The organism is Amycolatopsis dendrobii, assembly GCF_014145675.1.
GTDB classification, from domain to species: Bacteria; Actinomycetota; Actinomycetes; order Mycobacteriales; family Pseudonocardiaceae; genus Amycolatopsis; species Amycolatopsis dendrobii.
Map to the genome: position 1 here is coordinate 344,221 of NZ_JACGZW010000010.1, position 26,234 is coordinate 370,454.

28 protein-coding genes and 1 tRNA gene are annotated in these 26,234 nt (G+C 70.7%); 24 read left to right on the forward strand and 5 right to left on the reverse strand.

Going from position 1 to position 26,234, the window contains the following annotated elements:
• Nucleotides 1-37 precede the first annotated feature (37 nt).
• From H4281_RS29885 to H4281_RS29910, 6 genes are all read left to right on the forward strand, one after another.
• Nucleotides 38-499: a CD225/dispanin family protein gene (locus tag H4281_RS29885; RefSeq protein WP_182894230.1), complete on the forward strand. Its 462-nt coding sequence runs from the start codon at nucleotides 38-40 to the stop codon at nucleotides 497-499.
• Between the two features lie 49 nt (nucleotides 500-548).
• The gene (recO, locus tag H4281_RS29890; RefSeq protein ID WP_043837421.1) at nucleotides 549-1,325 is read left to right on the forward strand and encodes a DNA repair protein RecO; all 777 of its coding nucleotides are present in this window, start codon (nucleotides 549-551) and stop codon (nucleotides 1,323-1,325) included.
• A gap of 26 nt (nucleotides 1,326-1,351) precedes the next feature.
• On the forward strand, nucleotides 1,352-2,170 hold the full coding sequence (locus H4281_RS29895; protein ID WP_182894231.1) for an isoprenyl transferase: 819 nt from the start codon (nucleotides 1,352-1,354) through the stop codon (nucleotides 2,168-2,170).
• Entirely contained in the window at nucleotides 2,167-2,586 is a 420-nt protein-coding gene (locus H4281_RS29900; RefSeq protein ID WP_037813576.1) for a YbjN domain-containing protein, read from the forward strand. Before H4281_RS29895 ends, H4281_RS29900 begins: the two co-directional genes overlap by 4 nt.
• 654 nt (nucleotides 2,587-3,240) lie before the next feature.
• Nucleotides 3,241-4,260, forward strand: a complete 1,020-nt coding sequence (locus H4281_RS29905) for a permease (RefSeq protein WP_182894232.1) — start codon at nucleotides 3,241-3,243, stop codon at nucleotides 4,258-4,260.
• On the forward strand, nucleotides 4,257-5,012 hold the full coding sequence (locus tag H4281_RS29910) for a TIGR03943 family putative permease subunit (protein WP_182894233.1): 756 nt from the start codon (nucleotides 4,257-4,259) through the stop codon (nucleotides 5,010-5,012). The genes H4281_RS29905 and H4281_RS29910 overlap by 4 nt, the downstream gene beginning before the upstream one ends.
• A gap of 506 nt (nucleotides 5,013-5,518) precedes the next feature.
• On the opposite strand, the gene H4281_RS29920 is transcribed toward H4281_RS29910, so the two are convergent.
• On the reverse strand, nucleotides 5,519-5,932 hold the full coding sequence (locus H4281_RS29920; RefSeq protein WP_162473063.1) for a Fur family transcriptional regulator: 414 nt from the start codon (nucleotides 5,930-5,932) through the stop codon (nucleotides 5,519-5,521).
• A 2-nt stretch (nucleotides 5,933-5,934) separates the two neighbouring features.
• Nucleotides 5,935-6,306 (reverse strand): ArsR/SmtB family transcription factor, encoded by a 372-nt coding sequence (locus H4281_RS29925; RefSeq protein ID WP_182894343.1) that lies wholly within the window; start codon nucleotides 6,304-6,306, stop codon nucleotides 5,935-5,937.
• Nucleotides 6,307-7,181: 875 nt separating this feature from the next.
• Between H4281_RS29925 and H4281_RS29930 the strand changes: the two genes are divergently transcribed.
• The 13 genes from H4281_RS29930 (at nucleotide 7,182) to H4281_RS29990 (ending at nucleotide 20,643) form a co-directional block, all read left to right on the forward strand.
• Complete coding sequence (locus H4281_RS29930) at nucleotides 7,182-8,291, forward strand: hypothetical protein (RefSeq protein WP_182894234.1); 1,110 nt, start codon at nucleotides 7,182-7,184, stop codon at nucleotides 8,289-8,291.
• 3 nt (nucleotides 8,292-8,294) lie between these two features.
• Nucleotides 8,295-8,933 (forward strand): class F sortase, encoded by a 639-nt coding sequence (locus H4281_RS29935; RefSeq protein ID WP_182894235.1) that lies wholly within the window; start codon nucleotides 8,295-8,297, stop codon nucleotides 8,931-8,933.
• A gap of 171 nt (nucleotides 8,934-9,104) precedes the next feature.
• Nucleotides 9,105-9,764, forward strand: coding sequence for a class F sortase (locus H4281_RS29940; protein WP_182894236.1), 660 nt, complete (start codon nucleotides 9,105-9,107; stop codon nucleotides 9,762-9,764).
• Between the two features lie 85 nt (nucleotides 9,765-9,849).
• Nucleotides 9,850-11,238, forward strand: coding sequence for a glycine--tRNA ligase (locus H4281_RS29945; protein ID WP_182894237.1), 1,389 nt, complete (start codon nucleotides 9,850-9,852; stop codon nucleotides 11,236-11,238).
• Between the two features lie 153 nt (nucleotides 11,239-11,391).
• Nucleotides 11,392-12,321 (forward strand): ABC transporter ATP-binding protein, encoded by a 930-nt coding sequence (locus tag H4281_RS29950; RefSeq protein WP_182894238.1) that lies wholly within the window; start codon nucleotides 11,392-11,394, stop codon nucleotides 12,319-12,321.
• Nucleotides 12,318-13,058 (forward strand): ABC transporter permease, encoded by a 741-nt coding sequence (locus tag H4281_RS29955; protein WP_182894239.1) that lies wholly within the window; start codon nucleotides 12,318-12,320, stop codon nucleotides 13,056-13,058. The genes H4281_RS29950 and H4281_RS29955 overlap by 4 nt, the downstream gene beginning before the upstream one ends.
• Nucleotides 13,059-13,081: 23 nt before the next feature.
• Nucleotides 13,082-14,311 (forward strand): sensor histidine kinase, encoded by a 1,230-nt coding sequence (locus H4281_RS29960; RefSeq protein ID WP_312872204.1) that lies wholly within the window; start codon nucleotides 13,082-13,084, stop codon nucleotides 14,309-14,311.
• Nucleotides 14,308-14,913, forward strand: a complete 606-nt coding sequence (locus tag H4281_RS29965; protein WP_182894241.1) for a response regulator transcription factor — start codon at nucleotides 14,308-14,310, stop codon at nucleotides 14,911-14,913. The genes H4281_RS29960 and H4281_RS29965 overlap by 4 nt, the downstream gene beginning before the upstream one ends.
• Nucleotides 14,914-15,000: 87 nt before the next feature.
• Entirely contained in the window at nucleotides 15,001-15,648 is a 648-nt protein-coding gene (locus H4281_RS29970) for a YdcF family protein (RefSeq protein ID WP_370648200.1), read from the forward strand.
• A gap of 132 nt (nucleotides 15,649-15,780) precedes the next feature.
• On the forward strand, nucleotides 15,781-17,079 hold the full coding sequence (locus tag H4281_RS29975) for a deoxyguanosinetriphosphate triphosphohydrolase (protein WP_182894243.1): 1,299 nt from the start codon (nucleotides 15,781-15,783) through the stop codon (nucleotides 17,077-17,079).
• A 34-nt stretch (nucleotides 17,080-17,113) separates the two neighbouring features.
• Nucleotides 17,114-18,187 (forward strand): serpin family protein, encoded by a 1,074-nt coding sequence (locus tag H4281_RS29980; RefSeq protein ID WP_182894244.1) that lies wholly within the window; start codon nucleotides 17,114-17,116, stop codon nucleotides 18,185-18,187.
• A gap of 92 nt (nucleotides 18,188-18,279) precedes the next feature.
• Nucleotides 18,280-20,013 (forward strand): glycosyl transferase, encoded by a 1,734-nt coding sequence (locus H4281_RS29985; protein ID WP_246412423.1) that lies wholly within the window; start codon nucleotides 18,280-18,282, stop codon nucleotides 20,011-20,013.
• 63 nt (nucleotides 20,014-20,076) lie between these two features.
• The gene (locus H4281_RS29990) at nucleotides 20,077-20,643 is read left to right on the forward strand and encodes a carboxymuconolactone decarboxylase family protein (RefSeq protein ID WP_182894246.1); all 567 of its coding nucleotides are present in this window, start codon (nucleotides 20,077-20,079) and stop codon (nucleotides 20,641-20,643) included.
• 21 nt (nucleotides 20,644-20,664) lie between these two features.
• Here H4281_RS29990 and sigJ read toward each other — a convergent pair whose 3' ends face one another.
• A complete protein-coding gene (sigJ, locus tag H4281_RS29995; protein ID WP_182894247.1) occupies nucleotides 20,665-21,606 on the reverse strand; it encodes an RNA polymerase sigma factor SigJ in 942 nt (313 codons plus the stop codon).
• A gap of 51 nt (nucleotides 21,607-21,657) precedes the next feature.
• On the opposite strand from sigJ, the gene dnaG reads away from it, so the two are divergent.
• Genes dnaG through H4281_RS30015 form a run of 4 tightly spaced genes read left to right on the forward strand, consistent with a single transcriptional unit; the run spans nucleotide 21,658 to nucleotide 25,488 of the window.
• A complete protein-coding gene (gene dnaG / locus H4281_RS30000) occupies nucleotides 21,658-23,571 on the forward strand; it encodes a DNA primase (protein ID WP_376771962.1) in 1,914 nt (637 codons plus the stop codon).
• A gap of 1 nt (nucleotide 23,572) precedes the next feature.
• On the forward strand, nucleotides 23,573-24,094 hold the full coding sequence (locus H4281_RS30005) for a hypothetical protein (RefSeq protein ID WP_182894249.1): 522 nt from the start codon (nucleotides 23,573-23,575) through the stop codon (nucleotides 24,092-24,094).
• Nucleotides 24,095-24,145: 51 nt separating this feature from the next.
• On the forward strand, nucleotides 24,146-24,913 hold the full coding sequence (locus H4281_RS30010; RefSeq protein ID WP_182894250.1) for a trans-aconitate 2-methyltransferase: 768 nt from the start codon (nucleotides 24,146-24,148) through the stop codon (nucleotides 24,911-24,913).
• Entirely contained in the window at nucleotides 24,913-25,488 is a 576-nt protein-coding gene (locus H4281_RS30015) for a methyltransferase domain-containing protein (protein ID WP_182894251.1), read from the forward strand. Before H4281_RS30010 ends, H4281_RS30015 begins: the two co-directional genes overlap by 1 nt.
• A gap of 12 nt (nucleotides 25,489-25,500) precedes the next feature.
• On the opposite strand, the gene H4281_RS30020 is transcribed toward H4281_RS30015, so the two are convergent.
• Entirely contained in the window at nucleotides 25,501-25,680 is a 180-nt protein-coding gene (locus H4281_RS30020) for a hypothetical protein (protein ID WP_067586600.1), read from the reverse strand.
• Between the two features lie 165 nt (nucleotides 25,681-25,845).
• Here H4281_RS30020 and H4281_RS30025 point away from each other — a divergent pair.
• A tRNA-Asn gene (locus tag H4281_RS30025) sits at nucleotides 25,846-25,921 on the forward strand.
• 76 nt (nucleotides 25,922-25,997) lie between these two features.
• On the opposite strand, the gene H4281_RS30030 is transcribed toward H4281_RS30025, so the two are convergent.
• On the reverse strand, nucleotides 25,998-26,231 hold the full coding sequence (locus H4281_RS30030) for a transposase (RefSeq protein WP_182894252.1): 234 nt from the start codon (nucleotides 26,229-26,231) through the stop codon (nucleotides 25,998-26,000).
• Nucleotides 26,232-26,234: the final 3 nt, after the last annotated feature.

Genomic DNA, 26,234 nt, shown 5'->3' on the forward strand with positions numbered 1-26,234 from the left:
GATCACGGTAAGTACGAGGAACTCGGGGGAACCCCAGATGACCAATCCCTACGGCCAGCCCCAGCAGCCCTACGGCGGCCAGCCGCAGCAGCCCTACGGCCAGCAGCAGCCGTACCCGCAGTCCGGTGCGACGCCGGCGCAGCCGTACCCGCAGCAGCCTTACGGCCAGCCCGCGCCGTACGGCCAGCCCGGCTTCGGCGGCGCGCCCGGCGGCGACATGAGCGCCATCAAGGACTACAAGGGCTGGGCGATCGGCTGCATCTTCCTGATGTGGATCCTCGCGATCTTCGCGATCATGAAGTCGAACGAAGTCCAGACGTACAAGATGCAGGGCAACTACGCGATGGCCCAGCAGGCGTCGCAGACGACGAAGACGCTGTGCCTCATCGCCACCATCCTCGGGGCGCTCGGCTGGGTCGTCGCGATCATCCTGATCATCATCAGCCTCGTGGCCGCGTCCGAGGTGCACAGCTACTACTGCACCGGCAGCTACTGCTGAACCAGGGTGTCCCGCCCCGGCATCGACGGCGAAGTGCGACGATGTCGGGGTGGTGAACCTCTACCGCGACACCGGGGTGGTGCTGCGCACGCACAAGCTGGGCGAGGCCGACCGGATCGTCACCCTGCTCACGAGGCGGCACGGCAAGGTCCGGGCCGTCGCGAAGGGCGTGCGGCGCACGTCGTCGCGGTTCGGGGCGCGGCTGGAGCCGTTCGGGCACGTGGACGTGCAGTTCTATCCCGGCCGGTCGCTCGACGTCATCACCCAGGTCGAGACGGTCGACGCGTTCGCGCTGCCGCTGGTGGCCGACTACCAGCGCTACACCGCGGCGTCGGCGATCGCGGAAACCGCGGATCGGCTCTCGGCCGAGGAGGGCGAACCGGTCCTGAAGCTGTACCTGCTGGTCGTGGGCGCGTTGCGGGCGCTGGCTGGCGGGCAGCGGGACGCGTCGCTGGTGCTCGACGCGTTCTTCCTCCGGGCCATGGCCTACGCGGGCTGGGCCCCGGCGATCACCGAATGCGCCCGCTGCGGACTTCCCGGCCCGCACGCAGCGTTCAACGTCGCCGCGGGCGGCTCGATGTGCCCGGACTGCCGCATCGCCGGTTCGGTGCATCCCGCGCCCGAGGTGCTGACCCTGCTGGACGCGCTGCTGCAGGGGGAGTGGGCGGTCGCGGAATCGTCGCCGGGGATCACCCGCCGGGACGCGTCCGGCCTGGTCGCGGCGCATCTGCAATGGCATCTGGAACGGCAGCTGCGGTCGCTCCCGCTCGTGGAGCGGCGTGCCCGGGAGGCCGCCGGGCCGGGCCCAGTAGGGTCGGCCGGGTAGGAAGTCCATTCTTCAGGAGGCCGCGAGTGCTGCGCAGGGGACGGGAGACCCGCTCGGCGGGGTACGAGCTGCGGGCTCCGGACCCGCATCCCTCGGGCGCGAAACCGCCGGAGATCCCCGCGGACCTGGTGCCCAAGCACGTCGCGCTCGTCATGGACGGCAACGGCCGCTGGGCCAACCAGCGCGGCCTGCCGCGGATCGAGGGCCACAAACGCGGCGAGGCCGTGATGATCGACGTCGCGAGCGGCGCGGTCGAACTCGGCGTGAAGTGGCTTTCGGTGTACGCCTTCTCGACGGAGAACTGGAAGCGCAGCCCCGAGGAAGTCCGGTTCCTCATGGGCTTCAACCGCGACACCATCCGCCGCCAGGTCGACTACCTCGGCTCGATCGGCGTGCGCATCCGCTGGGCGGGGCGGCGGCCGAAGCTGTGGGCCAGCGTGATCAAGGAACTGCAGATCGCCGAAGAGAAGACCAGGAACAACACCAAGCTCAACATGACCATGTGCGTCAACTACGGCGGCCGCGCCGAACTGGGCGACGCGATGCGCCGGATCGGCCAGGACGTCGCGGCGGGGAAGATCAACCCGGACAAGATCGACGAGCGCACCGTCGCGAAGTACCTCTACCAGCCGGACATGCCTGACGTGGACCTGTTCCTCCGGCCGTCCGGCGAGCAGCGGACGTCGAACTTCCTGCTGTGGCAGTCGGCGTACGCGGAGATGGTCTACCAGGACACGCTGTTCCCGGACTTCGACCGGACCCACTTGTGGCAGGCGTGCCTCGACTTCGCGAAACGCGACCGCCGGTTCGGCGGCGCGGTGGACCAGGCAGGGAGCACGAAATGAGCACTGCGGAAGCCGCCGAGACCGGCGCACTGCTCACCCGGGCGCGCGAAGCACTGGAACGCTACCTGGAAGTCCACGTCGACGACGACGGCGCGATCACGTTCTCCCACGCCGACGTCCCGTGCGTCATCCAGGCGACCCGCCTCGCCGACGGCCTCACGGTGCTCAGCCTGACCTGCGTGGTGGCCTGGGACCTGCCCGACGACCCGGCCCTCGCTGTCGCGGTCGCCGAACGGGCCGGACAGGGTTTGTTCGGGACGCTGGGCGTGGGCCACACGGAGCGCGGGGTGGACGTGACCCTGCGGTACGCGTTCCCGGCGGAGGGGATGGATCCGTCGCCGTTGGGGACGTTGCTGATGCTGGTGGTCTCCACTGCTTCGCAGCTGCGGACCGAGTTGCCTGGGGTGGAGGCCTGAGCCGGGTTTCGCGGTTCTGGGTTTCCGGTCCGGCGGCGGGTTCGGGTTCGCTGCTGTCTTGAGCCTCGGTTTGCGCGGGCTGGCGGCGGGTTCGCCTGTCTGATTGGCCTGCGCGGCGCAGGGAGTGTCTCTGATGCCTCGGTCCTTGGCGAGATCTTCTTGGCTAGGCTGCGTTGTGGACGCTGTCCCGCCTCGTCTGGACGGAACTCGCTGACCCCTCACTCGCAGGTGCTGTTCCTGCGCAGCGGATCTCCCCAGCCGGGCCGAACTTCGCGCCTTGTCTGTGCCGCCGCTGGCAGTTGCCCGCTTGGCTTCCTCCGCTGGCCTCCGCGTGCGCGGCCGCGCTTGGCTTGGTTCGCGGGCTGCGTGCGGAGCCCTGCCCCTCGCGCGGTGTGCTGCTTCGTTGCCTCTTGACTCTCCGCCGCTTGCCTCGGTTGTGTCGCGCGCTGCGTGTGGAGCCCTGCCATCTGTTCGATGTGCCGCTTCGCCGCCGAGCCCTTCCGCCCAAGCCGCTTCACCACCCCGCTTTGACCGCCCGTTTCCGCCCCTTCCTCCCCCTCAATCGGGTGACATTCACGCAAAACCGGCGTGAGGGGTCCCCTCGCACCACCTGCGGCTGGGGTTCTGTCGGACCCGGCTGGCATCATCGCCTTCGTGGAAACCCTTTCCAACAACGCCGCCGAGGAACGCCCCCGCACGCGGCGGTTCCGGATCAGCTCCATCGAGATCCTGTGTGCCGTCCTGCTGGTCGCGGTCCTCGCGCAAAGCAAGCTCCAGGACCTCTTCGACGTGCCCGCGCTGCGCACCGGATCCACGGTATTCGTCGCAGTGTGCGTGCAGGCGCTGCCGTTCCTCGTGCTCGGCGTGCTGATCAGCGGCGCCATCGCCGCCTTCGTGCCCGCCCGCGCGCTGGAACGGGTGCTGCCGAAGAAAGCGTCGGCCGCGGTCGGCGTCGCGGGGCTGGCCGGAGTCGCCTTGCCCGGCTGCGAATGCGCGTCCGTTCCCGTCGCGCGGCGGTTGATCGGCCAAGGCGTCGCACCCGCCGCCGCGCTCACCTTCCTGCTTGCTGCGCCCGCGGTGAACCCTGTCGTGCTGGTGGCCACCGCGGTCGCGTTCCCCGGCCGTCCGGAAATGGTGTTCGCGCGGTTCGCCGGTTCGCTCGCCACCGCGATGGCGATGGGCTGGATCTGGGCCCGCTGGGGCAAACTCTCCTGGATCACCGAGCGGGCGCTGCGCCGCTTGCCCGATGTCCAACCCGGACAACGATGGCGCGTATTCGCCGAAACCGCTCGCACCGATCTTGTGGAAGCCGGCGGATTCCTCGTTCTCGGCGCGCTGATTTCCGCCTCGCTCAACGTTCTCGTGCCCGCGCAGTGGTTCGAAGTGCTGTCCGGGCAGATCATCGTCGGCGTTGTGGTGATGGCAGTCCTCGCCGTAGTCCTCGCGTTGTGCAGCGAGGCCGACGCGTTCGTCGCGGCTTCGCTCACCGCGGTGCCCTTGCTGCCGAAGCTGGTGTTCCTGGTGGTCGGCCCGGCCGTCGACGTGAAGCTTTTCGCTTTGCAGACAGGCACTTTCGGCCGTTCCTTCGCCGCGCGGTTCGCACCGGTCACCTTCGTGGTGGCGATCGCCTGCGGCACCGTCGCGGGCGTGATCTTCCTCGGAGGCGTCCAATGAGGCGCGAAACCCAGAACGTACTGCTGATCCTCCTGGGCGGCGCCCTGGTGAAAATCGCGCTCAACGGCGACTACCTGCGCTACGTGAAACCAGCCCAGCAACCATGGATCATCGCCGGCGGCGCGGTGATGCTGCTCCTCGGCGCCACAGCCATCATCCGCGACATCGCATCCGCGCGCGCCGCGGCGAAAGCAGCGCACGAATCCGGAGCAGGCGCCGAACATCCAGACGCGCACGGCCACCACCATCACCCCGCGCGCTCAGCCTGGCTCCTCGTCGTCCCGGTACTTGCGGTGTTCCTGGTCGCCCCGCCCGCACTCGGCGCGGATTCGGTCACCCGCACCGAGGCGCGCCTGCCCGCCAGCGCCGCGACCACCTCGGCAGCCGCGTTCCCGCCGCTCCCCGCCGGAGCAGTGGTGCCGATGGCGATGAACGAGGTCGTCACGCGCGCGGGCTGGGACGCCAACGGAACCATGAACGGACGCACTGTCGAGATCTCCGGCTTCGTCGTGCACACCGGAGGCCAAACCCTGTTGGCCCGCTTGGTAATCAGCTGCTGCGCCGCCGACGCCGCCCCCGTCACCGTGCACCTCAAAGGCGGCGGCGCCGACCGCTTCCCGAGCGACACCTGGCTGCGCGTCGCGGGCCAGGTCGTCCCGGGCACCGCGACCGAGGCCAACAGCTACACGCCGGATCTGGTCCCGGTGACAGTCGAACGGATCACGCCGCCGAAGGATCCGTATGAATACTGAAAGGAGCGACGCCGCCGACATGTCCGCCGCGACCGCCACGGAACGCGGCCCGCCGCCTCGGCCCGCCCGGTGCACCTGAGTTTCTTCGACGGATCCCGGAGTGTCCTGCTTCGTGCGCTCTTTCAGGCCCGCCGCGCTTGAAACGGCTCCGAAACGGATCCTCGCCGCGATCGGTTCGAACCGCTCAGAGTTGCGAAACCCTGCGGCCCGACGCTCTCGCAGCGGCTCCGCTTGCCAGACGCCTGTTCCGAAACCCGCTCACGAGCCCGCCGCCGGGAACTCGCCGGGGCAGCCGAACGCGGTGGGCAGGCCGGTGATGTCCATGTCGTCCTTGATCGCGACCGGCACCCGAGCAATGGCGCGCGATCACCGTCGGCGCGGCGCTGATCAGCGTCAGCGGCCTTGGCGAGCCGGGGCTTCGTCGCGCAGCACGCGAACGCGTTGAGCACGGGCTGGCCGGCGAGCGCCCGCTTGAGCGCGAGTTCGGTCAGCTCCGCGGACGAGCGTCAGCTGGCGTGCTCGGCGCAGGTGCCGGTGATCTCCACGGTGTGGCTGATGTCGGTGAACCCGTGGTCCGCCGCGATTTTCTCCGCCCAGCGTTCCACCGCGGGACCCTCGACCTCCACTGTGCGCCCGCACACGCGGCACACGAGGTGATGGTGGTGGTGCGACGAGCACCGGCGGTAGATCGCCTCGCCGGAGTCGGTGCGCAGCACGTCGATCTCGCCCGCCTCGGAGAGCGACTGCAGCGTCCGGTAGACGGTGGTCAGGCCGATGCCGTCGCCGCGTTTGCGGAGTTCGTCGTGGAGTTCCTGGGCCGAGCGGAAGTCGTCGACGGTGCTGAGCAGGTCGACCACCGCCGCACGCTGCTTCGTGGAGCGCCGGCCGGGGACCGGGACCGGTTTGGGGGCCGAGGACATCGTCACTTCCCTTCCTGCACGTGGGCGACCGCGTCGACGACGATGTGCGCCAAATGGTCGTCCACCAGCCGGTAGACGACCTCGCGGCCGCGCCGCTCGCCCTGGACCACGCCCGCGGTCTTGAGAACGCGGAGGTGCTGGCTGATCAACGGCTGGGCGACGTCGAGTTCGTCCACGAGCTCGTGCACGCACCGGTCCGCCTCCCGCAACTGCAGCACGATAGCGATCCGCACCGGAGCGGCGAGCGCCCGGAGCAGTTCGCCGGCGTCGGCGAGCACGCCGGGAGGCATGACCGCAGGTCCGGAACCGGCGGACCGCCCAGCCGGGCCGGCCGTGCCGCTCGCGTCGACGGGATGCGGCGGGTCCGCGGGCAGATCTGCCTGCTCGCCGGCGGCGGCCTCGGCAGAGGCGGAAGCGCGTTCGGCGGAAGACTCGGCGTTCTCGGTCGCGGTCGGGGCCGGAGCGGCAGGACTGGCTGCCCCGGTGTGGTCCGCGGCGGCGTTCTTCACGGGGGCCTCGGTGTTCCTGGTCGTTGCCGGTCCCGGGGTGCGCGAGTCCGCGGCAGCCGGGCCGGTGGGTTCTGCGATCGCGTCGGAGTGCGGAGCGGCCGGACCCGCGGCGGTCGTCTCGTGCGCGGCTGCATGGGCCGCGGGCGCCTCACCGCTTCCGGTTGCCGTCGAGGCTGGGGAGGTTGAGTCTGCGGCAGTCGCTTCCGCCGGGCCGGAGTGGTTCACGCCCGAGGTCGCCGCAGCCGAACCCGCCGATGCCGGAGTCGTCGGACCCGCGGCAGCCGGACGTGCCGCAGCCGGACCTGCCGTATCCGCAGCAGCGGGACCCGCGGCAGCCGGACCTGCCGTACCCGCGGCAGCCGAACCCGGAGACCCGGCCCCCGCACCGTCGGACAGGGCGCTCGAAGGTGCCGACGTCATCGCTGCCTCCACTCGCGTCCCGCCGTCCGCTCCGTCCCGCCGCGCCCCTCGGCCAGCACGACCAGGGGACGGCGTTTCCGAAGCCGGATGTCATTGCCGATAACCTTCGCCGCCATCGTAGTGTTCCCTTCCCCGGGCGCGGTGATCGCCGGGGGCCGGGGGACCGGCGTTCCGGATTGACCCGATCGGGTGAGTTCGTGAAGATTTGGCTTGTCCGCTTCGCAAGTCGTGGCGGACGGTGCAAGGTTGTCGCGGGGGCGATTCGTCGCGTCTCGTACAGTGGCGCATCGCTCGGGGTTGCCGGAGGGCAGTGGGGAGACATGACTCGTTTCGTGACGAAGGCCGCGGTGGCGGCCCTGGTGGCACTGCCGGCGCTGGCCCCGGCCGCCGCGGCGCAGACCCAGGCCGGGCAGGCCGTCGACGAGAAGACCGGTCCGGTCTCTTTCGCCAACGTGGCGTCCGTGCGGCTCGGCGGCGACCCGCAGCACGGCGGCGCGCTCATCACCGAAACCCAGCGGTCCCCGCTCACCCCCGGCCAGTCGCAGCTCGGCACGGACCGCGTGGCGGTGCCGAAGAACGACGGCGAGCGCAACACCTTCGGCCCGAACTACGAGATCGACCTCGGCAAGTACGCCGACAGCTCGGTCAGCCCGTACCCGGCCGGCATCGCGAGCCGCGACCACCAGGTCGTCGCCGCGCTGCAGACCACGCACGTGCCCACCGCCGTCGCGGAGACCAACTACGCGCTGCGCGACAACGGCCGCAAGCAGCTCAAGGCGGTCGGCAACACGATGCTGGTCCTCGAAGGCGCGCGCAGTTCGGTCGACTGCTCCGGGCCCGGCAAAGCCACCGGCGCCACCACCGCCGCCCGCGTCTGGGTGCGCGGCGAGGACGACGTGCTGAAGCAGGTCGCGATGCCCGCCACCGGGACGCTCAGCGTCACCGGCCTCAAGATGGGCTCGCCCACGAACGTGCCGCAGAGCGACCCCGGCAAGACCACCTCGGACCTCGTCGTGTCCCGCGTTTCCGCGTTCGACCAGCTGATCAAGCAGGACGGCTGGCGCTCCGGCGACGTCACCGCGCAGGCGGGCTGGCGCGTCGAGATCACCACGCACGCGCGCGACGCCAAGGACACCAAGCTGAGCGACGTGCAGACCACCATGGTGCTCGGCGGCGTCAGCTGCTCGATCCCGAAGAACTTCGTCGCCGCGGCGGGCAACGGCTCGGGCAGCGGGGGCACCGTGCAGCAGCCGTCGGTGCCCACCGAGGTCCCGGCGGGCTACCTCGGCCCCCAGGCCGCGGCGCCGTCCGACGACCTGCGCCTGCCGCTCGGCTTCGGCCTCCTCGGCGGCGGTCTCCTCTTCGGGGCCGCCGCGATCGTGCTCGGCCGGCGCCGCGCGGCGCGGGTCGTCCGTTCCCGCGGCGAATAGGCCGTGCCGCGCACCGTGCTGACGGTCGCGTCGGCGGTGATCGCCGTTCTGGCGATCGCGGCCGGCGTGATCGTCTTGACCTGGGTGCCCGCCCCGGCTCCGGTCTCCGTCGCCGACCCGCCGCCCGGTTCGCTGCCGGGCGAGGACGGCGCGCCCGCCGAACTGCCCTCGGACGGCCAGGCGATCGGCCTGCAACGCCCCGGAAGCATCCGCCTGCCCGACGGTTCCGAGGCCCGGCTGAAGCGCACCGAGATCACCCAGAAAGGCATCCTGCCGATCCCGCGCGGCCTCAGCGACGCCGCGTGGTGGGGCGCCCGCCTCGGCGCGCAACAGGGCGCGGCGGTGCTGTCCGGGCACGTCAACTGGGCCGGCACGAAGGGTCCCTTCGACGACCTGTGGCGCGTCCGCACCGGCGACAACGTCAGCATCGTCGACGCGGCCGGCGGCCGCTGGCTTTACCGCGTCACCGGCGCGACCACGATCCCGAAGGAACAGCTGCCCGCGCAGGCCCCCGGCTGGTTCGCCCAGACCGGCCCGCACCGCCTGGTGCTGGTCACCTGCGGCGGCGACTACGTCGGCGGCACCGAGGGCTACGACGAGAACCGGATCGTCACGGCGGACCTGGTCTCCCGGCCGGACTGAGCCGGGCACGGGACCGGCTGGCCGAGCCCGCGAAGCGCGCCGCGCGACGGGTCCCCTTCGTCCGAAACCCCCGCGAATCCCGAGATCGCGAAAGCACGGCGAAAGTCCGTGCAACCCCTTCGACGTCCCAGCGCATGTCTCCCCAGAGAACATCCAGAGCAGGGGAGCACGATGCAGGGGACACAGGCACAACCAGCACGCAAACGCGGCGCGGCGATCGTCGTAGCTGCCGTCGTCGCAGTGGCAGCGGTCGTCGCCGCCGTGCTGATCTTCTTCACCGGCAACGACAATTCGGCGCAACCGCAGCAGCAGACCGGCACCGCGCAGGTCGGCGCCGGCCAAGCCGGAAGCAGCCAGGCCGGCAACACCCAGCCGGACCCCGGACAGACCCCCGGCACCGTCAAGCTGCCCGGCGGCGGGCAGGCGAAGCTGATCGCCGAGGAGGTCGGCGCGGACGGCGCGCTGCCGATCCCGAAGAGCCTCGCCGAAGCGGCCTGGTGGGGATCCGGCCTCGGGGCCGCGCAAGGCGTCACGCTGCTGTCCGGGCACGTCAACTGGGCGGGCAAGTCCGGGCCGTTCCAGGAGCTCTGGAAGATGAGGGCAGGGCAGGTCGTCACCGTCGCCGACACCGCGGGCAAGCAGTGGGAGTACAAGATCGACGAGGTGCGCACGATCCACAAGTCGGACCTGGCCGCCGAATCCGCGAAGCTCTTCGACCCCGAGGGCCCGCACCGGCTCGTGCTCGTGACGTGCGGCGGCGACTACGTGGGCGGCCAGGAGGGCTACGACGACAACCGCGTCGTGACGGCCTCTCCGGTCACCCGTTCGTGACCTCCGACCTGCGCGGAGGCCCCGGGGACCGGCCGGATACGCTGGACCTTCCGATAACTGACCCCGCATGCGTCCGGAGCGTGGAGTGCCCGCCAACAAAATCGAAACCGTCGTCAGTCTGTGCAAGCACCGTGGCTTCGTCTTCCCGTCGGGAGACATCTACGGCGGCACCAGGTCGGCGTGGGACTACGGGCCGCTCGGCGTTGAGCTGAAGGACAACATCAAGCGCCAGTGGTGGAAGACCGTCGTGCAGAGCCGCGAGGACGTGGTCGGCATCGACTCGTCGGTGATCCTGCCGCGCCAGGTCTGGGTCGCCTCGGGCCACGTGAACGTGTTCACCGACCCGCTGATCGAGTGCCTTTCGTGCCACAAGCGGTTCCGCGCCGACCAGCTCGCCGAGGACTTCGAGGCGCGCACCGGCAAGGCGACCACCGAGGACGACCTGTCCGAGGTGCCGTGCCCGAACTGCGGCACCCGGGGCAAGTACACCGAGCCGCGCGACTTCAACATGATGCTGAAGACGCACCTCGGCCCGGTCGAGACCGAGGAAGGCCTCGCCTACCTCCGCCCGGAGACCGCGCAGGGCATCTTCGTGAACTTCCTCAACGTGCAGAAGGCCTCGCGCAAGAAGCCGCCGTTCGGCATCGGCCAGATCGGCAAGTCCTTCCGCAACGAGATCACGCCGGGCAACTTCATCTTCCGCACGCGCGAGTTCGAGCAGATGGAGATGGAGTTCTTCGTCGAGCCGGGCGACGACGAGCAGTGGCACCAGTACTGGATCGACGCGCGCACTGACTGGTACAAGGACCTCGGCATCAAGCCCGAGAACCTGCGCCACTTCGAGCACCCGAAGGAAAAGCTCTCGCACTACGCGAAGCGCACCGTCGACATCGAGTACCGGTTCGCGTTCAACGCCGGCCAGGAGTGGGGCGAGCTGGAAGGCATCGCCAACCGCACCGACTTCGACCTGACCACGCACTCGAACCACTCGGGCGTGGACCTGTCGTTCTTCGACCAGGCTTCGGGCCAGCGCTACCGGCCGTTCGTGATCGAGCCGGCGGCGGGCGTGGGCCGGTCGATGATGGCGTTCCTGGTCGACGCGTACGACGAGGAAGAGGTGCCGAACGCCAAGGGCGGCACCGACAAGCGCACCGTGCTGCACCTCGACCCGCGGCTCGCGCCGTTCAAGGCCGCGGTGCTGCCGCTGTCGCGCAACGCCGACCTGTCGCCGAAGGCGCGCGACCTGGCCGCGCGGCTGCGCAAGCACTGGAACGTCGACTTCGACGACGCGCAGGCGATCGGCCGCCGCTACCGCCGCCAGGACGAGATCGGCACGCCGTACTGCGTCACGGTCGACTTCGACACGCTTGAGGACAACGCGGTGACCATCCGCGAGCGCGACAGCATGAAGCAGGAGCGGATTTCGATCGACCAGGTCGAGTCGTACCTGGCCGGTCGGCTGATCGGCTGCTGATCGCCGCGAAACCCGTCCCGGACGGCCCCTCCCCGCACAAGCCGGGGAGGGGCCGTCCGGCGTTTCACCCCCAGGCACCCCTGACACCTGTCACGGCCGGGTCGTGACGCTCGGCCTGCGTACCGGCCGCCCGCGCGCGGCAGGCTTCAAGCCATGGACAACACACAGGAAATCGCGGCGGGGGCGGCGATCCGGCTGGGCGGGATCGCGAAGCGCTACGGCGACGTGCGCGCGGTCGGCCACGTCGACCTGACCATCGCGCCGGGGGAAGTGGTGGCGCTGCTCGGGCCCAACGGGGCGGGCAAATCGACCACCGTCGACATGATTCTGGGGCTCACCACGCCCGACGCGGGTACCGTTTCGGTGTTCGGCCAGGCGCCCGCCGACGCGGTGCGCGCGGGGATGATCGGCGCGATGCTGCAGGGCGGCACGCTGCTGGACGACCTGACCGTGCGCGAAACCGTCGGTCTGGTCGCGAAACTGCACCGCCGTCCGATGCCGGTGCGGGACGCGTTGCGGGCCGCCGGGGTCGAGGACATCGCCGACCGGCGGGCCAACAAGCTTTCCGGCGGCCAGAAACAACGCGTGCGGTTCGCGGTCGCGCTGGTGTCGGATCCCGATCTGCTCGTGCTCGACGAGCCGACCGCGGCGATGGACGTCGGCAGCAGGCGCGAGTTCTGGAAGTCGATGTACTCCTTCACCGACACCGGCCGCACCGTGCTGTTCGCGACGCATTACCTGGAAGAGGCCGAGGAATTCGCCGACCGGGTCGTGCTGATGCGGGCCGGGGAGATCGTCGCCGACGGGTCCGTCGCGGAGGTTCGCGCCCTCGCCGGCGGCCGCACGATCCGCGCGGTGCTCCCGGCCGGGGTCAGCGACCAGCTGGTTTCGACGCTGCCCGCGGTCACCTCCTTCGAACTGCGCGGCGAACGCGTCGCACTGTCCAGTTCGGACTCCGACACCACCTTGCGCGCGCTCCTCGCCGCTGTCCCGGCCGTGCGCGACATCGAGATCGGCGCGGTCGGCCTCGAAGGCGCGTTCCTTTCCCTGACCTCCGACGAAACGGAAGAAGCAGTCCGATGAACCCCGCCTACCTCGTCGTGGAAACCCGCAGGCTGTTCCGCTCGCCGCGGTTCCTGATCTTCGTCGTGGCCTTCCCGGTCGTCATGTTCCTGTTGCAGGCCAACGTGTTCACCGACAAGTCCGCGCCGGACCACGTCGCGGTCGCGGGCGTGCTCATGGTCAACATGATGACCTTCGGCACCTTCGCCGCGGCCACCACGAACGGCGCCCGGCTCGCGATCGAACGGGCGGGCGGCTGGCAGCGGCAGCTGCGGCTGACCCCGCTGTCCGGCGCGGGCTACCTCGGCGGCAAAGCGCTGTCCGGGATGCTCGCCGGGCTGCCCGCGCTGATCCTGGTGCCGGCCGTCGCCGCGTTCTCCCAGGGCGTGCACCTCGACCCGGCGGGCTGGCTGCGGATCTTCCTCGGCATTTTCCTCGGCACGATTCCGCTGGTGCTGCTCGGACTGCTGCTGGGCCAGTTCGGCACGCCCGAGTCGATGCAGCCGATCAGCATGATCGTCACCCTCGGCATCGGTTTCCTGGGCGGGCTCTGGATTCCGTTGGAGGGCATGCCGTCCTGGATGCACGACGTCGCGCAGATCATGCCGACCTACTGGGTCCTCGGACTGGTCCGGCCGGTCGTCGCGAACCAGCTGCTCGTGAGCCTGCCGGCCGCTGTCGGGGTGCTGGCCGCGTGGACGCTCGTGCTCGGGATTGTCGTGGTCAGGCGATACCGTAAGGACAGCGCCCGGGTTTGACCGGGCGGGAAGGGAAGAACGACGTGTGGCCACTCGGCCGTGAGGCGACGACCGGCGGGTCCCCGGAGCACCGGTTCGGGCTCAACGACCGGGCGTCCTGGTGGGACGACCCGCCGACGCGCCCGGGACGCGGTCCGCACAAGGTCGGCTGGCCGATTTTCGCGGTGGGCTTCCTGCTGCCGTACTTGATCCCCGCGACCCGAAGCCTGATCCAGGACCCCGGGCCGCTGTGGCTCCGGATCCTGCTCTTCGCGCTGATCGGCGTCTACTCGCTCTGCTACGTCGTGTTCCCGGCGGTCTTCGGCAAGCCCCGGCGGGTGAAGCTCTGGTTCGGCGGGGTCATGCTGGCGCTGGGCCTGCTGTGCGCGCTGATCGTCCACGCGAGCCCGTACATCCTGCTCTACGCCACCGCGACGCTGGCCTTCCTGTTCCCGGCGGCCTGGGCGGTGATCTTCGACGGGTCGGCGCTGGGGCTGCTGGTGCTGGTCTTGTACCTGCGCGGGACGCTGCCCGAGCAGTTCGGCGACGTCATCACGGTCGTCTCGGTCACGTCGGCGATGTTCTTCATGTCCAATCTGATCCGGGTGATCCGCAGGCTGGAGCTGGCGAACAAGGAGATCGGGACGCTCGCCGTCGCCAACGAACGCGAGCGGGTCGCCCGGGATCTGCACGATCTGCTCGGGCACAGCCTCACCACGATCACCGTCAAAGCCGGATTGGCGCGGCGGGTGCTGGAAAGCTCCGGCGACGTCGACCGGGCGGTGCAGGAGATCCGCGAGGTCGAGGGGCTCACCCGTTCGGCGCTGTCGGACGTGCGGGCGACGGTGTCGGAGTATCGCGAGGTGTCGCTGCCCGCGGAGATCGCCGGGGCGCGAGCGGCGTTGCGTGCGGCGGAGGTCGACGCCGACCTGCCGCACGCCGTGGACAACGTCCGCGCTGAGTTGCAGGGCACGTTCGGTTACGTGCTGCGCGAGGCGATCACGAACGTGCTGCGGCATTCCGGCGCGAAACAGGTGAAGGTGCGGCTGGGGCGGGATTGGCTGGAGGTCGAGGACAACGGCCGCGCCACGGGGGAGGTCGTGCCGGGCAACGGGTTGCGTGGCTTGTCCGAACGGCTGGCCGCGATCGGAGGCACGGTGTCGGCGCGGGCGCGGCCCGGGGGAGGATGGGTCGTCCGGGCCGAGGTCCCGGAGCCGAGCCCGGACGGATCCGCCGTCGCGGTGCGGGCCGAACCCGCTGGAGGACTGGCGTGATCCGGGTGCTGCTGGCCGACGACCAGGCGATGGTGCGCGGAGCGCTGGCCACCGTGCTCGGCCTGGAGGCCGACATCGAAGTGGTGGCCCAGGTCGGCACCGGCGACGAGGTGGTCGCCGCGGCGAAGGAAACGGCGCCGGACGTCGCGCTGCTCGACGTGCAGATGCCCGGCATGGACGGGCTCACCGCGGCGGCCGAGCTGAAAACCGCGCTGCCGGCGTGCCGGGTGATCATCTGCACGACCTTCGGCCGCCCCGGCTACCTGGCCAGGGCAATGGCCGCGGGCGCGGCCGGGTTCGTGGTGAAGGACGCGCCGCCGGAGCAGCTCGTCGAGGCGGTGCGTCGAGTCCACAGTGGACTGAGGGTGGTGGATCCGGCGCTGGCCGCCGAGTCGCTCGCCACGGGAACCAGCCCGCTGACCGCCCGGGAATGCGACGTGCTCAGCGCGGCCAAGGACGGCAGCACGGTCGCGGACATCGCGAAGGCTCTTTTCCTGTCCGACGGAACGGTGCGGAACCATCTGTCGTCGGCGATCGGGAAGACGGGTGCGCGCACGCGCGCGGAGGCGGTGCGATTGTCGGAGGAGCGCGGCTGGCTTTAGCGCTTTCGCCGCTGCCGTGCATGCTGGGGTGGGCTGCATCGGGGTGCCTTCCCGGCACCCGGCAGCGGCTCTGCGAGGATGGCTGCCATGGAGGCGTGGACAGGTCCTACTGCGGGAAACTGGGTGCGCCGCATCGTTTTCGGTGCGGTGCTGGCCCTCGTCGCGGTCATCGGGGGCACCGCGTTCCGCGTGTGGCAGGTCGCGCGCGAGAACGACCGGACGCCTGCCGACGCGATCGTCGTGCTGGGCGCCGCTCAATACAACGGCAAGCCGTCGGAGATCTTCACCGCGCGGCTGGAGAAGGCGCGGCAGCTCTACGCCGACGGCGTCGCGAAGACCGTCGTCACGGCCGGCGGCAAGAAAACCCGCGACAACTACACCGAGGCGACAGCGGGGGCGCGCTGGCTGGCCAAGCACGGCGTGCCGGAAGCCGCGACGCTGCCGGTCGGCGAGGGCAACGACACCCTGCGCAGCCTCCGCGCGGTCGCCGATCAGGTGAAAGCGCGCGGGTGGCGTTCGGTGGTGCTGGTGAGCGATCCGTGGCATTCCTACCGGTCGCGGACGATGTCCGAGGACCTCGGGCTGGAGGCGTGGACCGCGCCGACGCACAGCGGGCCGATCGTGCAGGAGCGCTCGACTCAGGTCCGCTACATCTTCCGCGAAACCGGCGCGCTGCTGTTCTACGAGCTGACCAAGTCGCCCGCGGACGATCTGTTCGGCACGACGATGGGCTGAATTGTCGGTCCCCGCGCCACTGTGCCGATCGTTACTGATCCGACCACAGCCACGGCCGAATGGCTTTCGTGGCAACGGTTACCTGCCGTGCGGAGGTCGGCCTGCTTTTGGTCGGATCAGTAAGCTGACGGGGTGAGTGACGGCTACCGCGAGCACGACCGCGCCCGCGTGCTGGCCGAGGAACCCAAGGGCGCGGCGCTGGCCGGTGCGCGGCCGGACGGGCGCAGCGCGTTCGCCCGCGACCGCGCGCGGGTGCTGCATTCCGCCGCGCTGCGCAGGCTGGCGGGCAAAACGCAGGTGGTCGGGCCGGGCGAGGGCGCGGAGGTCAGCGGCGCGCCGCGGACCCGGCTCACGCATTCGCTGGAGGTCGCGCAGATCGGCCGAGGCATCGCCGAGGAACTCGGCGCGGACCCGGACCTGGTCGACACCGCGGGGCTGGCGCACGACATCGGGCACCCGCCGTTCGGCCACAACGGCGAACGCGCGCTCGACCAGGCGGCCCAGGCGTGCGGCGGCTTCGAAGGCAACGCGCAGACGCTGCGCATCCTGACGAGGCTGGAACCCAAGGCGGTCGGCCCGGACGGGGCGACGGCGGGGCTCAACCTCACCCGGGCGTGTCTCGACGCCACCACGAAATATCCGTGGCCGCGTCGGTCCGGGGAGCCGAAATACGGCGTGTACCCGGACGACACCCCCGTGTTCGGCTGGATCCGCGAGGGCGCGCCGGGCCTGCGCCGGTGCCTGGAAGCGCAGATCATGGACTGGTCGGACGACGTGGCGTACTCGGTGCACGACGTCGAGGACGGGGTGCTGGCCGGGCGGATCCGGTTGCGGCTGCTGGCCGATCCGGAGGAACGCGCGGCGGTCGCCGAGGCCGCGGCCCGGCATTTCTCCACGCTGTCGGTGTCCACTCTGGAGGGTGCGGCGAAGGAACTGCTCGACCTGCCGGTGGTCGCCGAACTGGTGCGCGCGGAGCCGGACGGTTCGCTGCGTGCCCAGGTCGCGCTGAAGCGGCTCACCAGCGAACTGGTCGGCCGGTTCGCCTCGGCGGCGGTCACCGGCACTCGCGCGGGCTACGGCGACGGCCCGCTCACCCGGTACGCGGCGCGGCTGGCGGTGCCGGAGCAGGTCGGGGCGGAGGTGGCGCTGCTCAAGGCGCTGGCGCTGCGGTACGTGATGAGCGATCGCCGCCGGCTGGCGATGCAGGACGGGCAGCGGGAAGTGATTACCGAGCTGGTGGCGGCCCTGTGCCGGCGCGCTCCCGAAGCGCTGGACCCGCTGCTGGCGCCCGCGTGGAACGCGGCATCCGACGACGCGGCGCGGCTGCGGGTGGTGGTGGACCAGGTGGCGTCGCTCACCGACGCGCAGGCGTACGAATGGCATCGATGGCACACCGGACGGCACGGAACGGCGCCGCCTGCCGAACCGTGAGCCGCGGAACCACCCGTTCCGGTACGGTCGCCGCATGGCCCTGGACAGCCACCTCACTTTCACCCTGGCGTTGCACGGTGCGACCGCGCCCCCGGGAACCGACGCGTGCTTCTCGCCCTACTCGGCGGCGAGCGCGCTCGGTCTAGCCGAACAGGCCGCGCGCGGACGCACCGCGGAAGAACTGGCCGCTGTGCTCGGCCGCGACCAGAGCGGGCTGCTCCACACAGCGGCTGAGCTGGGCGACAAGGCCCAGCTGGCCGTCGCGAACACGCTCTGGGCCGCCGACGGGATCACCGTCGAGGACAGCTTCCAAGCCGAACTCGTGCGCTGGCCCGGCGGCAAAGCCGAGACCGCGCCGTTCGAGACCGATCCCGAGGGCGCGCGCGAGCGGATCAACGCCGACGTGGACCAGACCACTCACGGGCTGATCCCGGAGCTGCTCCCCGAAGGCTCGATCCACCCGTACACGCGCGCCAGCCTGGTCAACGCGCTGTACCTGAAGACCGCCTGGCGGCACCCGTTCCCCGAACACGCCACCGCGGACGCCGATTTCCACACGCCCGACGGCGTGCGTCCGGTGCCGACGATGCATCTGGACGAATCCGTCGGCTACGCGCACGAAGACGGCTGGCAGGTCGTCCGGCTGGCGGCTGAGGGCGGCGTCGAGACGGTGATCCTGCTGCCGGACGGCGACCTCGAGAGCGCCGAAGCCGCGCTCGACGGACAATCGCTGCGCGCGCTCGTGGAAAGCCCGAAGCAGCGCAAGATCCAGCTGTCGCTGCCCAAGATCTCCCTCGACGTGCGCGCTGACCTCGAACGGGCGTTGCAGGGCCTCGGCGTGCGCGAACTGTTCACCGACGACGCGGATCTCACCGGTCTCACGCCGGACCGTCCGCTGTGGGTGGACAGCATCCTGCACCAGGCCGTGCTCCGGCTGGACGAACAGGGCCTCGAAGGCGCGGCCGCCACCGCGGTCCAGATGCGCACGATGTCGCTCATCTCCGGCGAGCCGCTCGAGGTCCGGGTCGACCGGCCGTTCCTGCTGCTGGTGCGCCACGCCGAAACCGGCGCGGTGTACTTCTTCGCCCGGGTGGTGCGCCCCGCGTGAGCGTGTTCCGGCCCGAAGCGAATCCCGAAGCGAAACCCGAAGCGCCGCCGCGCGAACCCGGCGCGACCGCGCTCGCCGCCGCCGGGCCGCGGATGCGCCGGTCCTGGGCGGACGCCGGGATCATCGGCGCGTACCTGGCGTTCTCCGTGCTCCTGTTCGGCGGCCTGTGGGCCGACCTCGGACAGGGCTACCTGTGGAACAGCGCGTCGGACCAGAACCTGTGGGAATGGTTCTTCGCGGTCACCGCGAAATCGGTGCAGCACCTGGAAAACCCGCTCACCAGCAGCCTGCAGAACTACCCGCTCGGCGTGAACATGATGGCCAACACGGCCATGCTGGGCGTCGGCGTCCCGCTGACCCCGATCACGCTCGCCTTCGGCCCCACCGTCACCTGGGCGATCGTGCTCACCGGCAGCCTCGCCGGCAGCGCGGCGGCCTGGTACTGGGTGTTCTCGCGGCACGTCGTGCGGCACCGGGTGTCCGCGGCGATCGGCGGCGCGTTCGCCGGTTTCGCGCCGCCGATGATCTCGCACGCCAACGCGCATCCGAACTTCGTCGCGTGGTTCCTGCTGCCGTTCATCGCGCTCAAGGTGATCCAGCTGGCGCAGGGCCACCGCCCGGTGCGCAACGGGATCTGGCTCGGCGTGCTCACCGCGTACCAGATCTTCCTCGGCGAAGAGCCGCTGCTGATCTTCGCGCTCGGCTTCCTGATCTTCGCGGTCTCCTACTGCGTTTCGCGGCGTCGCGAGGTCAAGGCGATGGTGCGGCCGGTGCTGCTCGGCGGCGGCATCGCGGTGGTGCTGACGCTCGTGGTCGTCGCGTTCCCGTTGTGGTGGCAGTTCTTCGGCCCGGACAGCTACACCGGGCTGGAGCACGGCCAGGTCGGCAACGACACCGCCGCGATGACCCGGTTCGCGACCCAGTCGGTGTCCGGGCAGCCGGAGGCGGCGGCCGCGGTGTCGCTGAACCGCACCGAGGAGAACGCGTTCTTCGGCTGGCCGCTGATCGTGCTGATGGTCGTGGTCACGGCGTGGCTGTGGCGCGAGGTCGTGGCCCGTTCGCTGGCGATCTCGATGTTCCTGATGGCGTGGCTTTCGCTCGGCTCCGAGATCACCGTGCTGCACGAGAACACCGGTGTGCCCGGTCCGTGGAAACTGCTCGCGGACCTGCCGTTGTTCGAATCGCTGCTGGAATCGCGGCTGGCGATGGCGTGCGTGCCCGCGATCGGCGCGCTGCTGGCGATCGCGACCGATCGGGTGTTCGCCGCGGCCGGAAAGGGCGAACTGAAGCTGCCGGTGCGGCTGATCTGGCTCGGCGCGGTCGCGGCCGTGCTGCTGCCGATCGCGCCGACCCAGCTGCTCGTGCAGAAGCGCCCGCCGACGCCCGCGTTCTTCGCCGACGGCACCTGGCAGACCTACGTCGCGCCCGGCGGCACCGTCGTGCCCGTGCCGCTGCCGAGTTCGGGGGAGTCGGAGCCGCTGCACTGGCAGATGGACGTCGGCCTGCGGTACGCGATGCCCGAAGGCTACTTCGTCGGACCGCAGGGCCCGGACGACAAACGCGGCCGCTATGGCTCCTACCAGCGGCCGACCTCGACGCTGTTCGACCGGGTCCGCGACTCCAAGCAAGCGCAGGAGATCACCGACGCCGACCGGGACCAGGCGATCGAGGACCTGCGCTACTGGAACGCCAGCGTCCTCGTGCTGATCCCGCGCGAGCACAGCGACGCCTACCGCGCCACCGTCGACCTCCTGCTGCGCAAACCCGCGCAGTTCGTGGACGGCGTGTGGATCTGGGATGTGCGCCCGATCACGGGACGCCGCTGACGCTGTCACATCTCGCGCGGCTGTCCCGTTCCTCCCTCGAACCACTCAGAAGGAGGACCCGACATGCCTCGTATCCCGGTCAAACGAGCCGCGGACGGCGGCCCGGTGCTCAAGCTCTTCTACCGGATCGCCGGCAAGCGGTACGGCGCGGTGCCGGAGCCGATGGCCGTCGTGGCGCACCACCGCGGGCTGCTGCGGACGAGCATCGCGCACGAGCTGATGGCGGAGAAGGCGTCCAAGCACCTGCCGGCCAACGTGCGGGAACTCGCGGTCTACCGCGTCGCGACGCGGATCGGCTGCTCGTGGTGCGTCGACTTCGGCACCATGCTGCAGCGGCACGACGGCCTCGACATCGACCGGCTCAAGCACATCGACGAGTACGCGACGTCGCCGTTGTTCACCCGCCAGGAGCGGCTGGCGCTCGCGCTCGCGGACGCGATGTCCGGCCCGGCCGTCACGGTCACCGACGAGCAGATCGCCGAGCTGGTGGCCGAATTCGGCGAGAAGGGCGTGGTCGAGCTGACCTATCAGATCGGCCTGGAGAACTCGCGGGCGCGGATGAACAGCGCGCTCGGCATCGTCGACCAGGGCTTCACCTCCGGAGACGCCTGCCGCGTCCCGATCCCGTGATCTCTCGCTCCGGCCGGAGCGTCACTGCTCCGGCCGGGTGATCCGGGTGAGCTTCTCCGGGTTGACCTGGTCGTAGACGCCGGCGATGCGGCCGTCGCGCACGCTGAACGTCTGGACGCGCTCGTCGAGGGCCAGGTAGCCGTCGACGGCGGGCAGCTGCGGCAGCCACAGGCCGAGGTCGCCGTTGACGAGCACCGGCCGCCCGTTCTCCATCGTGCCCGGCGCGTATTTCGCCAGCACCCCGAGCACGAAGCGGGCGACCTTGTCCGGCCCGACGATCATCCGGCGGCTGGTGCGCGAACGGCCGTTGGAATCGCCGATCATGACCACGTCCGGGTGCAGCAGTTCGGTGACCGCGCGGATGTCGCCCGCCAGCAGCGCCACGACGAATTTCTCCAGCACCGGCTGCTGCTGCGCCAGTTCGAGCCGGGCGGGCGGGTCGGAGTCCTCGACCGCGCGGCGGCCCCGCGACGCGTGCTGGCGCGCCGCGGCCGGGCTGCAGCCGAGCGCGCCGGCGATCTCGGCGAACGGCACCGCGAACGCGTCGTGCAGCACGAACGCCACGCGCTGTTCGGGCGTGAGCCGGTCGAGCACCACCATCGCGGCCATGCGCAGGCCGTCGTCGCGCACCGCGGCCTCGAGCGGATCCTCGCTCGCCGGCGCGCCGATCGGCGTGACGATCGGCTCGGGCAGCCATTCGCCCACGTACTTCTCGCGCTGCACGGCCGCCGACCGCAGCCGGTCGAGGCAGATCCGGCCGACCACGGCGGTCAGCCAGCCGCGCAGGTCGCGGATCCCGGCGCGGCCCGCGTCGTCGAGCCCGGACAGCCGCAGCCAGGCCTCCTGGGCCGCGTCTTCGGCGTCCGCGCGGGTGCCGGTGAGCCGGTAGGCCGCTCGGATCAGGTGCGGCCGGTGGACGGCGAACTCGGCGGCGAGCTCCTCCAGCGCGGTCGGTGTGCTCATGTCCCGAGTGTGCCGCACGGCGCGGCGGGAGGGAGAACTATTGTGGTCGGCGTGGCAGGACGGATTCGGGAGAGCGATATCGCGGAGGTGCGTGAGCGCAACCGGATCGACGAGGTCGTGGGGGAGTACGTCGCGCTGCGCCGTGCCGGCGGGGGCAGCCTGAAGGGCCTGTGCCCGTTCCACAACGAGAAGACCCCGTCGTTCAACGTGCGCCCCACTCACGGGACCTTCCACTGCTTCGGCTGTGGCGAGGGCGGCGACGTCATCAAGTTCATTCAGAAGATCGACCTCGTGTCGTTCGTCGAGGCGGTCGAGCGGCTCGCCGACCGCGTCGGGATCCGGCTGACCTACGAGGGCGGCGGCGCGTCGGTGCAGCGCGACCGCGGCACCCGGTCGCGGCTGATCGAGGCGCACCGCGCGGCCGCCGAGTTCTACATCGAGCAGCTCGGCACCGAGGAGGCGCGCGCGGCGCGGGACTTCCTGACCGAGCGCGGTTTCGACGCCGCGGCGGCCAAGCAGTTCGGCTGCGGGTTCGCGCCCGGCGGCTGGGACAAGCTCACCAAGCACCTGCTCAACCGCGGGTTCGAGGTGAAGGAGCTGCTGGCGTCCGGTTTGTCGAAGGAGGGCCAGCGCGGCCCGATGGACCGGTTCCACCGGCGGCTGGTGTGGCCGATCCGCGACGTCGGCAACGACGTGGTCGGCTTCGGCGCGCGGCGCCTCTTCGACGACGACCGGATCTCGGCGAAGTACCTCAACACCTCCGAAACGCAGATCTACAAGAAGTCGCAGGTCATGTTCGGCCTCGACCAGGCCAAGCGGGAGATCGCGAAACGGCACCAGGTCGTCGTGGTCGAGGGCTACACCGACGTGATGGCGATGCACGCGGCGGGCGTGCCGACGGCGGTCGCGTCGTCGGGCACCGCGTTCGGCGAGGACCACATGAAGGTCCTGCGGCGGCTGATGATGGACGACGACGCCTTCCGCGGCGAAGTGATCTTCACCTTCGACGGTGACGAGGCGGGGCAGAAGGCGGCGCTCAAGGCGTTCGAGGGCGACCAGACGTTCGCTGGGCAGACTTACATCGCGGTCGCGCCGGACGGGATGGACCCGTGCGAGCTGCGCATCGCGAAGGGCGACGCCGCGGTGCGCGACCTGGTGGCCCGGCGCACGCCGCTGTTCGAGTTCGTGATCAAGAGCATGCTGAAGCAGTTCGACCTGGACTCGGTCGACGGCCAGGTCTCCGCGCTGCAGAAGACCGTGCCGATGGTCGCCGCGATCAAGGACCGGGCGAGCCGGGACGGGTACGCGTCGAAGCTCGCGTGGTGGGTCGGCTGGCAGGACGTCGCGCAGGTGGTCAACCGGGTGCGCGGCGCGGCCGGAGCGGCGGCGCGGCGCGGGCCGGTCGAAGTGCAGCCGCGCCGTTCCGCGGCCCGGCAGGAGGCCCCCGCGCCCGAGCCGGAGAAGCAGGACCTGCCGCGTCCCGCGCCGAACGACCCCAGGTTCGTCGGGCAGCGCGAAGCGCTCAAAGCCGCGCTGCAGCAGCCCGCGATCGCCGGTCCGGAGTACGACTCCCTGCCGGAAGAGGCGTTCACGCACCCGGTGTACGTCGCGGTGCACCTGGCCGTGCTGAAGGCGGGCGGGGCGGCGTCCGGGCTCACCGGGCCCGCGCTGCTGGACGCCGCGTCGGTGCACTGTCCGGAAGGGACGGTCCGCCGCGTGCTCAGCGAACTGGCGGTGGAACCGTTGCGCGCCTTGGGAGAAGTGGACTCGCGCTACATCTCCGGCGTGCTCGCGGGCGTGCAGGAGAACCTCGTCGGCAGGCAGATCGGCGAGATCAAATCGAAGCTGCAGCGGCTGTCGCCGGTCGAGGCCCCGGACGACTACCGGGCCCTGTTCGGCGACCTGGTCGCGCTGGAGCAGTACCGGAAGTCGCTGCGCGAGCAGGCGGCGAGCGGGTGGGAGTGACGTGGGACTGCTGAACCGGTTCTTCGGCGGCGGCGTGCCCCCGGGTTTTCCCGGCGAGCTGGACCGGGGCGAGGACCCGGTCGCCGCGGCCGCGGTCGAGGGCGGCGGGCACCTCGTCGTGACGTCGCTGGGCCTGTGGATCCCGTCCGGCGAGGGCGCGCGGCGCGTCGGCTGGCACCTGGTGGGCAAGGCGACCTGGGGCGAGGGCGTGTTCACGCTGACCGAATCCGAGGAGACCGGGCGGGCCGGCGCGGTCGCGGTGCTGGCCGACCGCGAGCCGGTGCGCTTCCGGCTGCCGCAGCCGGGGAAGGTGCCGCAGCAGGTGCGGCTGCGGGTCGACGGCTCGGTGCGCGGACGGCACCGGCACGAGTTCCCCGAGGGCGGCGCGTGGTTCGTCCAGCGCAAGGTCCCCGGCCGCGACGGAGTCGAGCTGCAGGTCCGTCCCGATCCCGGCACCGACCCGGCGCTGGTCGAAGCGGTCGCGGCGGAGGTCGCGGAGAAGCTGGCCAACCGCGCCGAGTAGCAGTACGCTCGTACTCAGTACGGTTGTACTGTTACTGGCGGGAGGCTGCTCATGTGGGATCCGGCGAAGTACCTCGACTACTCCGACCTGCGCGGACGGCCGTTCTATGACCTGATCGGGCGAATCTCGACGACTTCGCCCCGCCGGGTGGTCGACCTCGGCTGCGGCCCCGGCACCCTGACCCTCGACCTGGCTCTCCGCTGGCCCGACGCGGTCCTGGAAGCGATGGACAGCTCGCCGGAGATGGTCGCCGCGGCCCGCGAGCGCGGGGTGGCCGCCGAGGTCGGCGACGTCCGGACGTGGGCCCCGAAGCCGGATACCGACGTGGTCGTCTCGAACGCCGTCCTGCAGTGGGTGCCCGGGCACGAGGACCTGCTGCGCCGCTGGGCCTCGGAACTCCCCGCCGGAGCAGTCCTGGCGGTGCAGGTCCCCGGCAATTTCTCGGCCCCCTCGCACGCCATCAGCCGTCAGCTGGCGGCCTCTCCGGCGTGGGCCGCACGCCTCTCGTCGGTTTCTTTGCGAGCCGAAGACGCCGTCGGCGAACCCCGCGACTACGCGAACCTCCTCGCCGACGCCGGATGCCTGGTCGACGCCTGGGAAACCACGTACGTACAACAACTTTCCGGCCCGCGCGCAGTCCTGGAGTGGATCACCGGAACCGCGCTCCGCCCCATCCGCGCCGCCCTGGGCGACGAGGACTGGGCCGCCTTCCAAGACGACCTCGCCCCGCTGCTGGACGAGGCCTACCCGCCGCGCCCGGACGGCACCACCTGGTTCGAATTCCGGCGGATTTTCCTCGTCGCTAAAATCCCTGGCTGATGTCGTACTGGAATACGAACGTCGCCCGCCATCCGGGCATTCTCCGTGCGGTGCCCGCCGGCTGCTCGACCGCGCTGGACGTCGGTTGCGGAGACGGCCTGCTGGTGCGGAAACTGGCTTCCGCGGTGCCTTCGGTCACCGGGATCGACAAGTCCGCGGAGATGGTCGCTCAGGCCCGCGCGCAGTCTGACGACACCTTCGTCGAGGGCGACTTTCTCACCGCCGACCTGGGCGCCTACGACTTCATCTGCTCGGTGGCCACCATCCACCACCTGGACTTCGAAGCAGCCCTCACCCGGATGCGGGACATGCTGCGCCCAGGCGGCGCACTGGTGGTCGTCGGCCTGGCCCGCGACGCGAGCGCGACGGACTGGGCAGCGACGATCGCAGCCGCCCCGATCGTGCGAATCGTGAAGACGGTCCGCCGCGCACACGGCCCGGAGGGCATGCCGGCGATGCAGCCGCGAATGACCTACCGCGAGGTGCGCACGACAGCGCAGCGGTTGCTGCCCGGGGTGCGCTACCGCAGGCACGTGCTGCGCCGGTACTCGCTCACCTGGCGAAAACCGTCCTGAGCCGGGCTCCGCTCAGCCGTTCCCGCGCCCGAACTTCTCGCCCAGCTTCGCCCGCGCCACCCCGGCGGCCCCCTGGACCATCGGATGGTCGGCCAGCTTGCGGTAGGTGCGCACGATCTGCTCGTACCGTCCCCGGCCGGCCTTGGTGCCCAGCACGTACCCCAGGCCCACGCCCAGCAGGAACTTCTTCATCGGCGGCTACACCTCTTTCTCAGCAGGACTTCCGACTGTCCATTGTCCAACACAACCGCCGTCCGCGCGGAGCCGCCGAAAACCGACCCCCCTGTGCGAGGCGGGAACGGCATGGGCTAAAGTTCTTCCTGTCAGCCCGGAGAGATCCGGACCGGCGGAGCACAATCCCCTGTAGCTCAACTGGCAGAGCATTCGGCTGTTAACCGGAGGGTTCTTGGTTCGAGTCCAAGCGGGGGAGCCAAAGCCCCAGGCCAGATACGGCCTGGGGCTTCTTTCTTGCCCTGGTACTGATCAGTTCCCAGGCAAACTCCCAAGATTCACTTCGCCTCCGGGGCCTTCTCGATCGACTCCAAAGCTTCCATCGCGGCCCTGTTCGTAGCCTTGCGCCGCTTCTTCCGGTAGCGCTCTTCATAGACGGTGGGGGTGTCGCCGAGCTGATCAGCGCCTTCCGTTGTGGACACACCGGATTGGTCGAGGTGCGTGCTGACCGTCTTCCGGAACACGTGGCTCGTGACCCACCCGTATCCGCACTCGTCGAACGCCTCGCGCATCCG

Coding starts and splice junctions, on each gene's coding strand:
- H4281_RS29885 (WP_182894230.1), top strand. CDS start 38: ATGACCAATCCCTACGGCCAGCCCCAGCAGCCCTACGGCGGCCAGCCG.
- H4281_RS29900 (WP_037813576.1), top strand. CDS start 2,167: ATGAGCACTGCGGAAGCCGCCGAGACCGGCGCACTGCTCACCCGGGCG.
- H4281_RS29910 (WP_182894233.1), top strand. CDS start 4,257: ATGAGGCGCGAAACCCAGAACGTACTGCTGATCCTCCTGGGCGGCGCC.
- H4281_RS29920 (WP_162473063.1), bottom strand. CDS start 5,932: ATGTCCTCGGCCCCCAAACCGGTCCCGGTCCCCGGCCGGCGCTCCACG.
- H4281_RS29930 (WP_182894234.1), top strand. CDS start 7,182: ATGACTCGTTTCGTGACGAAGGCCGCGGTGGCGGCCCTGGTGGCACTG.
- H4281_RS29940 (WP_182894236.1), top strand. CDS start 9,105: ATGCAGGGGACACAGGCACAACCAGCACGCAAACGCGGCGCGGCGATC.
- H4281_RS29950 (WP_182894238.1), top strand. CDS start 11,392: ATGGACAACACACAGGAAATCGCGGCGGGGGCGGCGATCCGGCTGGGC.
- H4281_RS29955 (WP_182894239.1), top strand. CDS start 12,318: ATGAACCCCGCCTACCTCGTCGTGGAAACCCGCAGGCTGTTCCGCTCG.
- H4281_RS29970 (WP_370648200.1), top strand. CDS start 15,001: ATGGAGGCGTGGACAGGTCCTACTGCGGGAAACTGGGTGCGCCGCATC.
- H4281_RS29980 (WP_182894244.1), top strand. CDS start 17,114: ATGGCCCTGGACAGCCACCTCACTTTCACCCTGGCGTTGCACGGTGCG.
- H4281_RS29985 (WP_246412423.1), top strand. CDS start 18,280: ATGCGCCGGTCCTGGGCGGACGCCGGGATCATCGGCGCGTACCTGGCG.
- H4281_RS29990 (WP_182894246.1), top strand. CDS start 20,077: ATGCCTCGTATCCCGGTCAAACGAGCCGCGGACGGCGGCCCGGTGCTC.
- sigJ (WP_182894247.1), bottom strand. CDS start 21,606: ATGAGCACACCGACCGCGCTGGAGGAGCTCGCCGCCGAGTTCGCCGTC.
- H4281_RS30010 (WP_182894250.1), top strand. CDS start 24,146: ATGTGGGATCCGGCGAAGTACCTCGACTACTCCGACCTGCGCGGACGG.
- H4281_RS30015 (WP_182894251.1), top strand. CDS start 24,913: ATGTCGTACTGGAATACGAACGTCGCCCGCCATCCGGGCATTCTCCGT.
- H4281_RS30020 (WP_067586600.1), bottom strand. CDS start 25,680: ATGAAGAAGTTCCTGCTGGGCGTGGGCCTGGGGTACGTGCTGGGCACC.
- H4281_RS30030 (WP_182894252.1), bottom strand. CDS start 26,231: ATGCGCGAGGCGTTCGACGAGTGCGGATACGGGTGGGTCACGAGCCAC.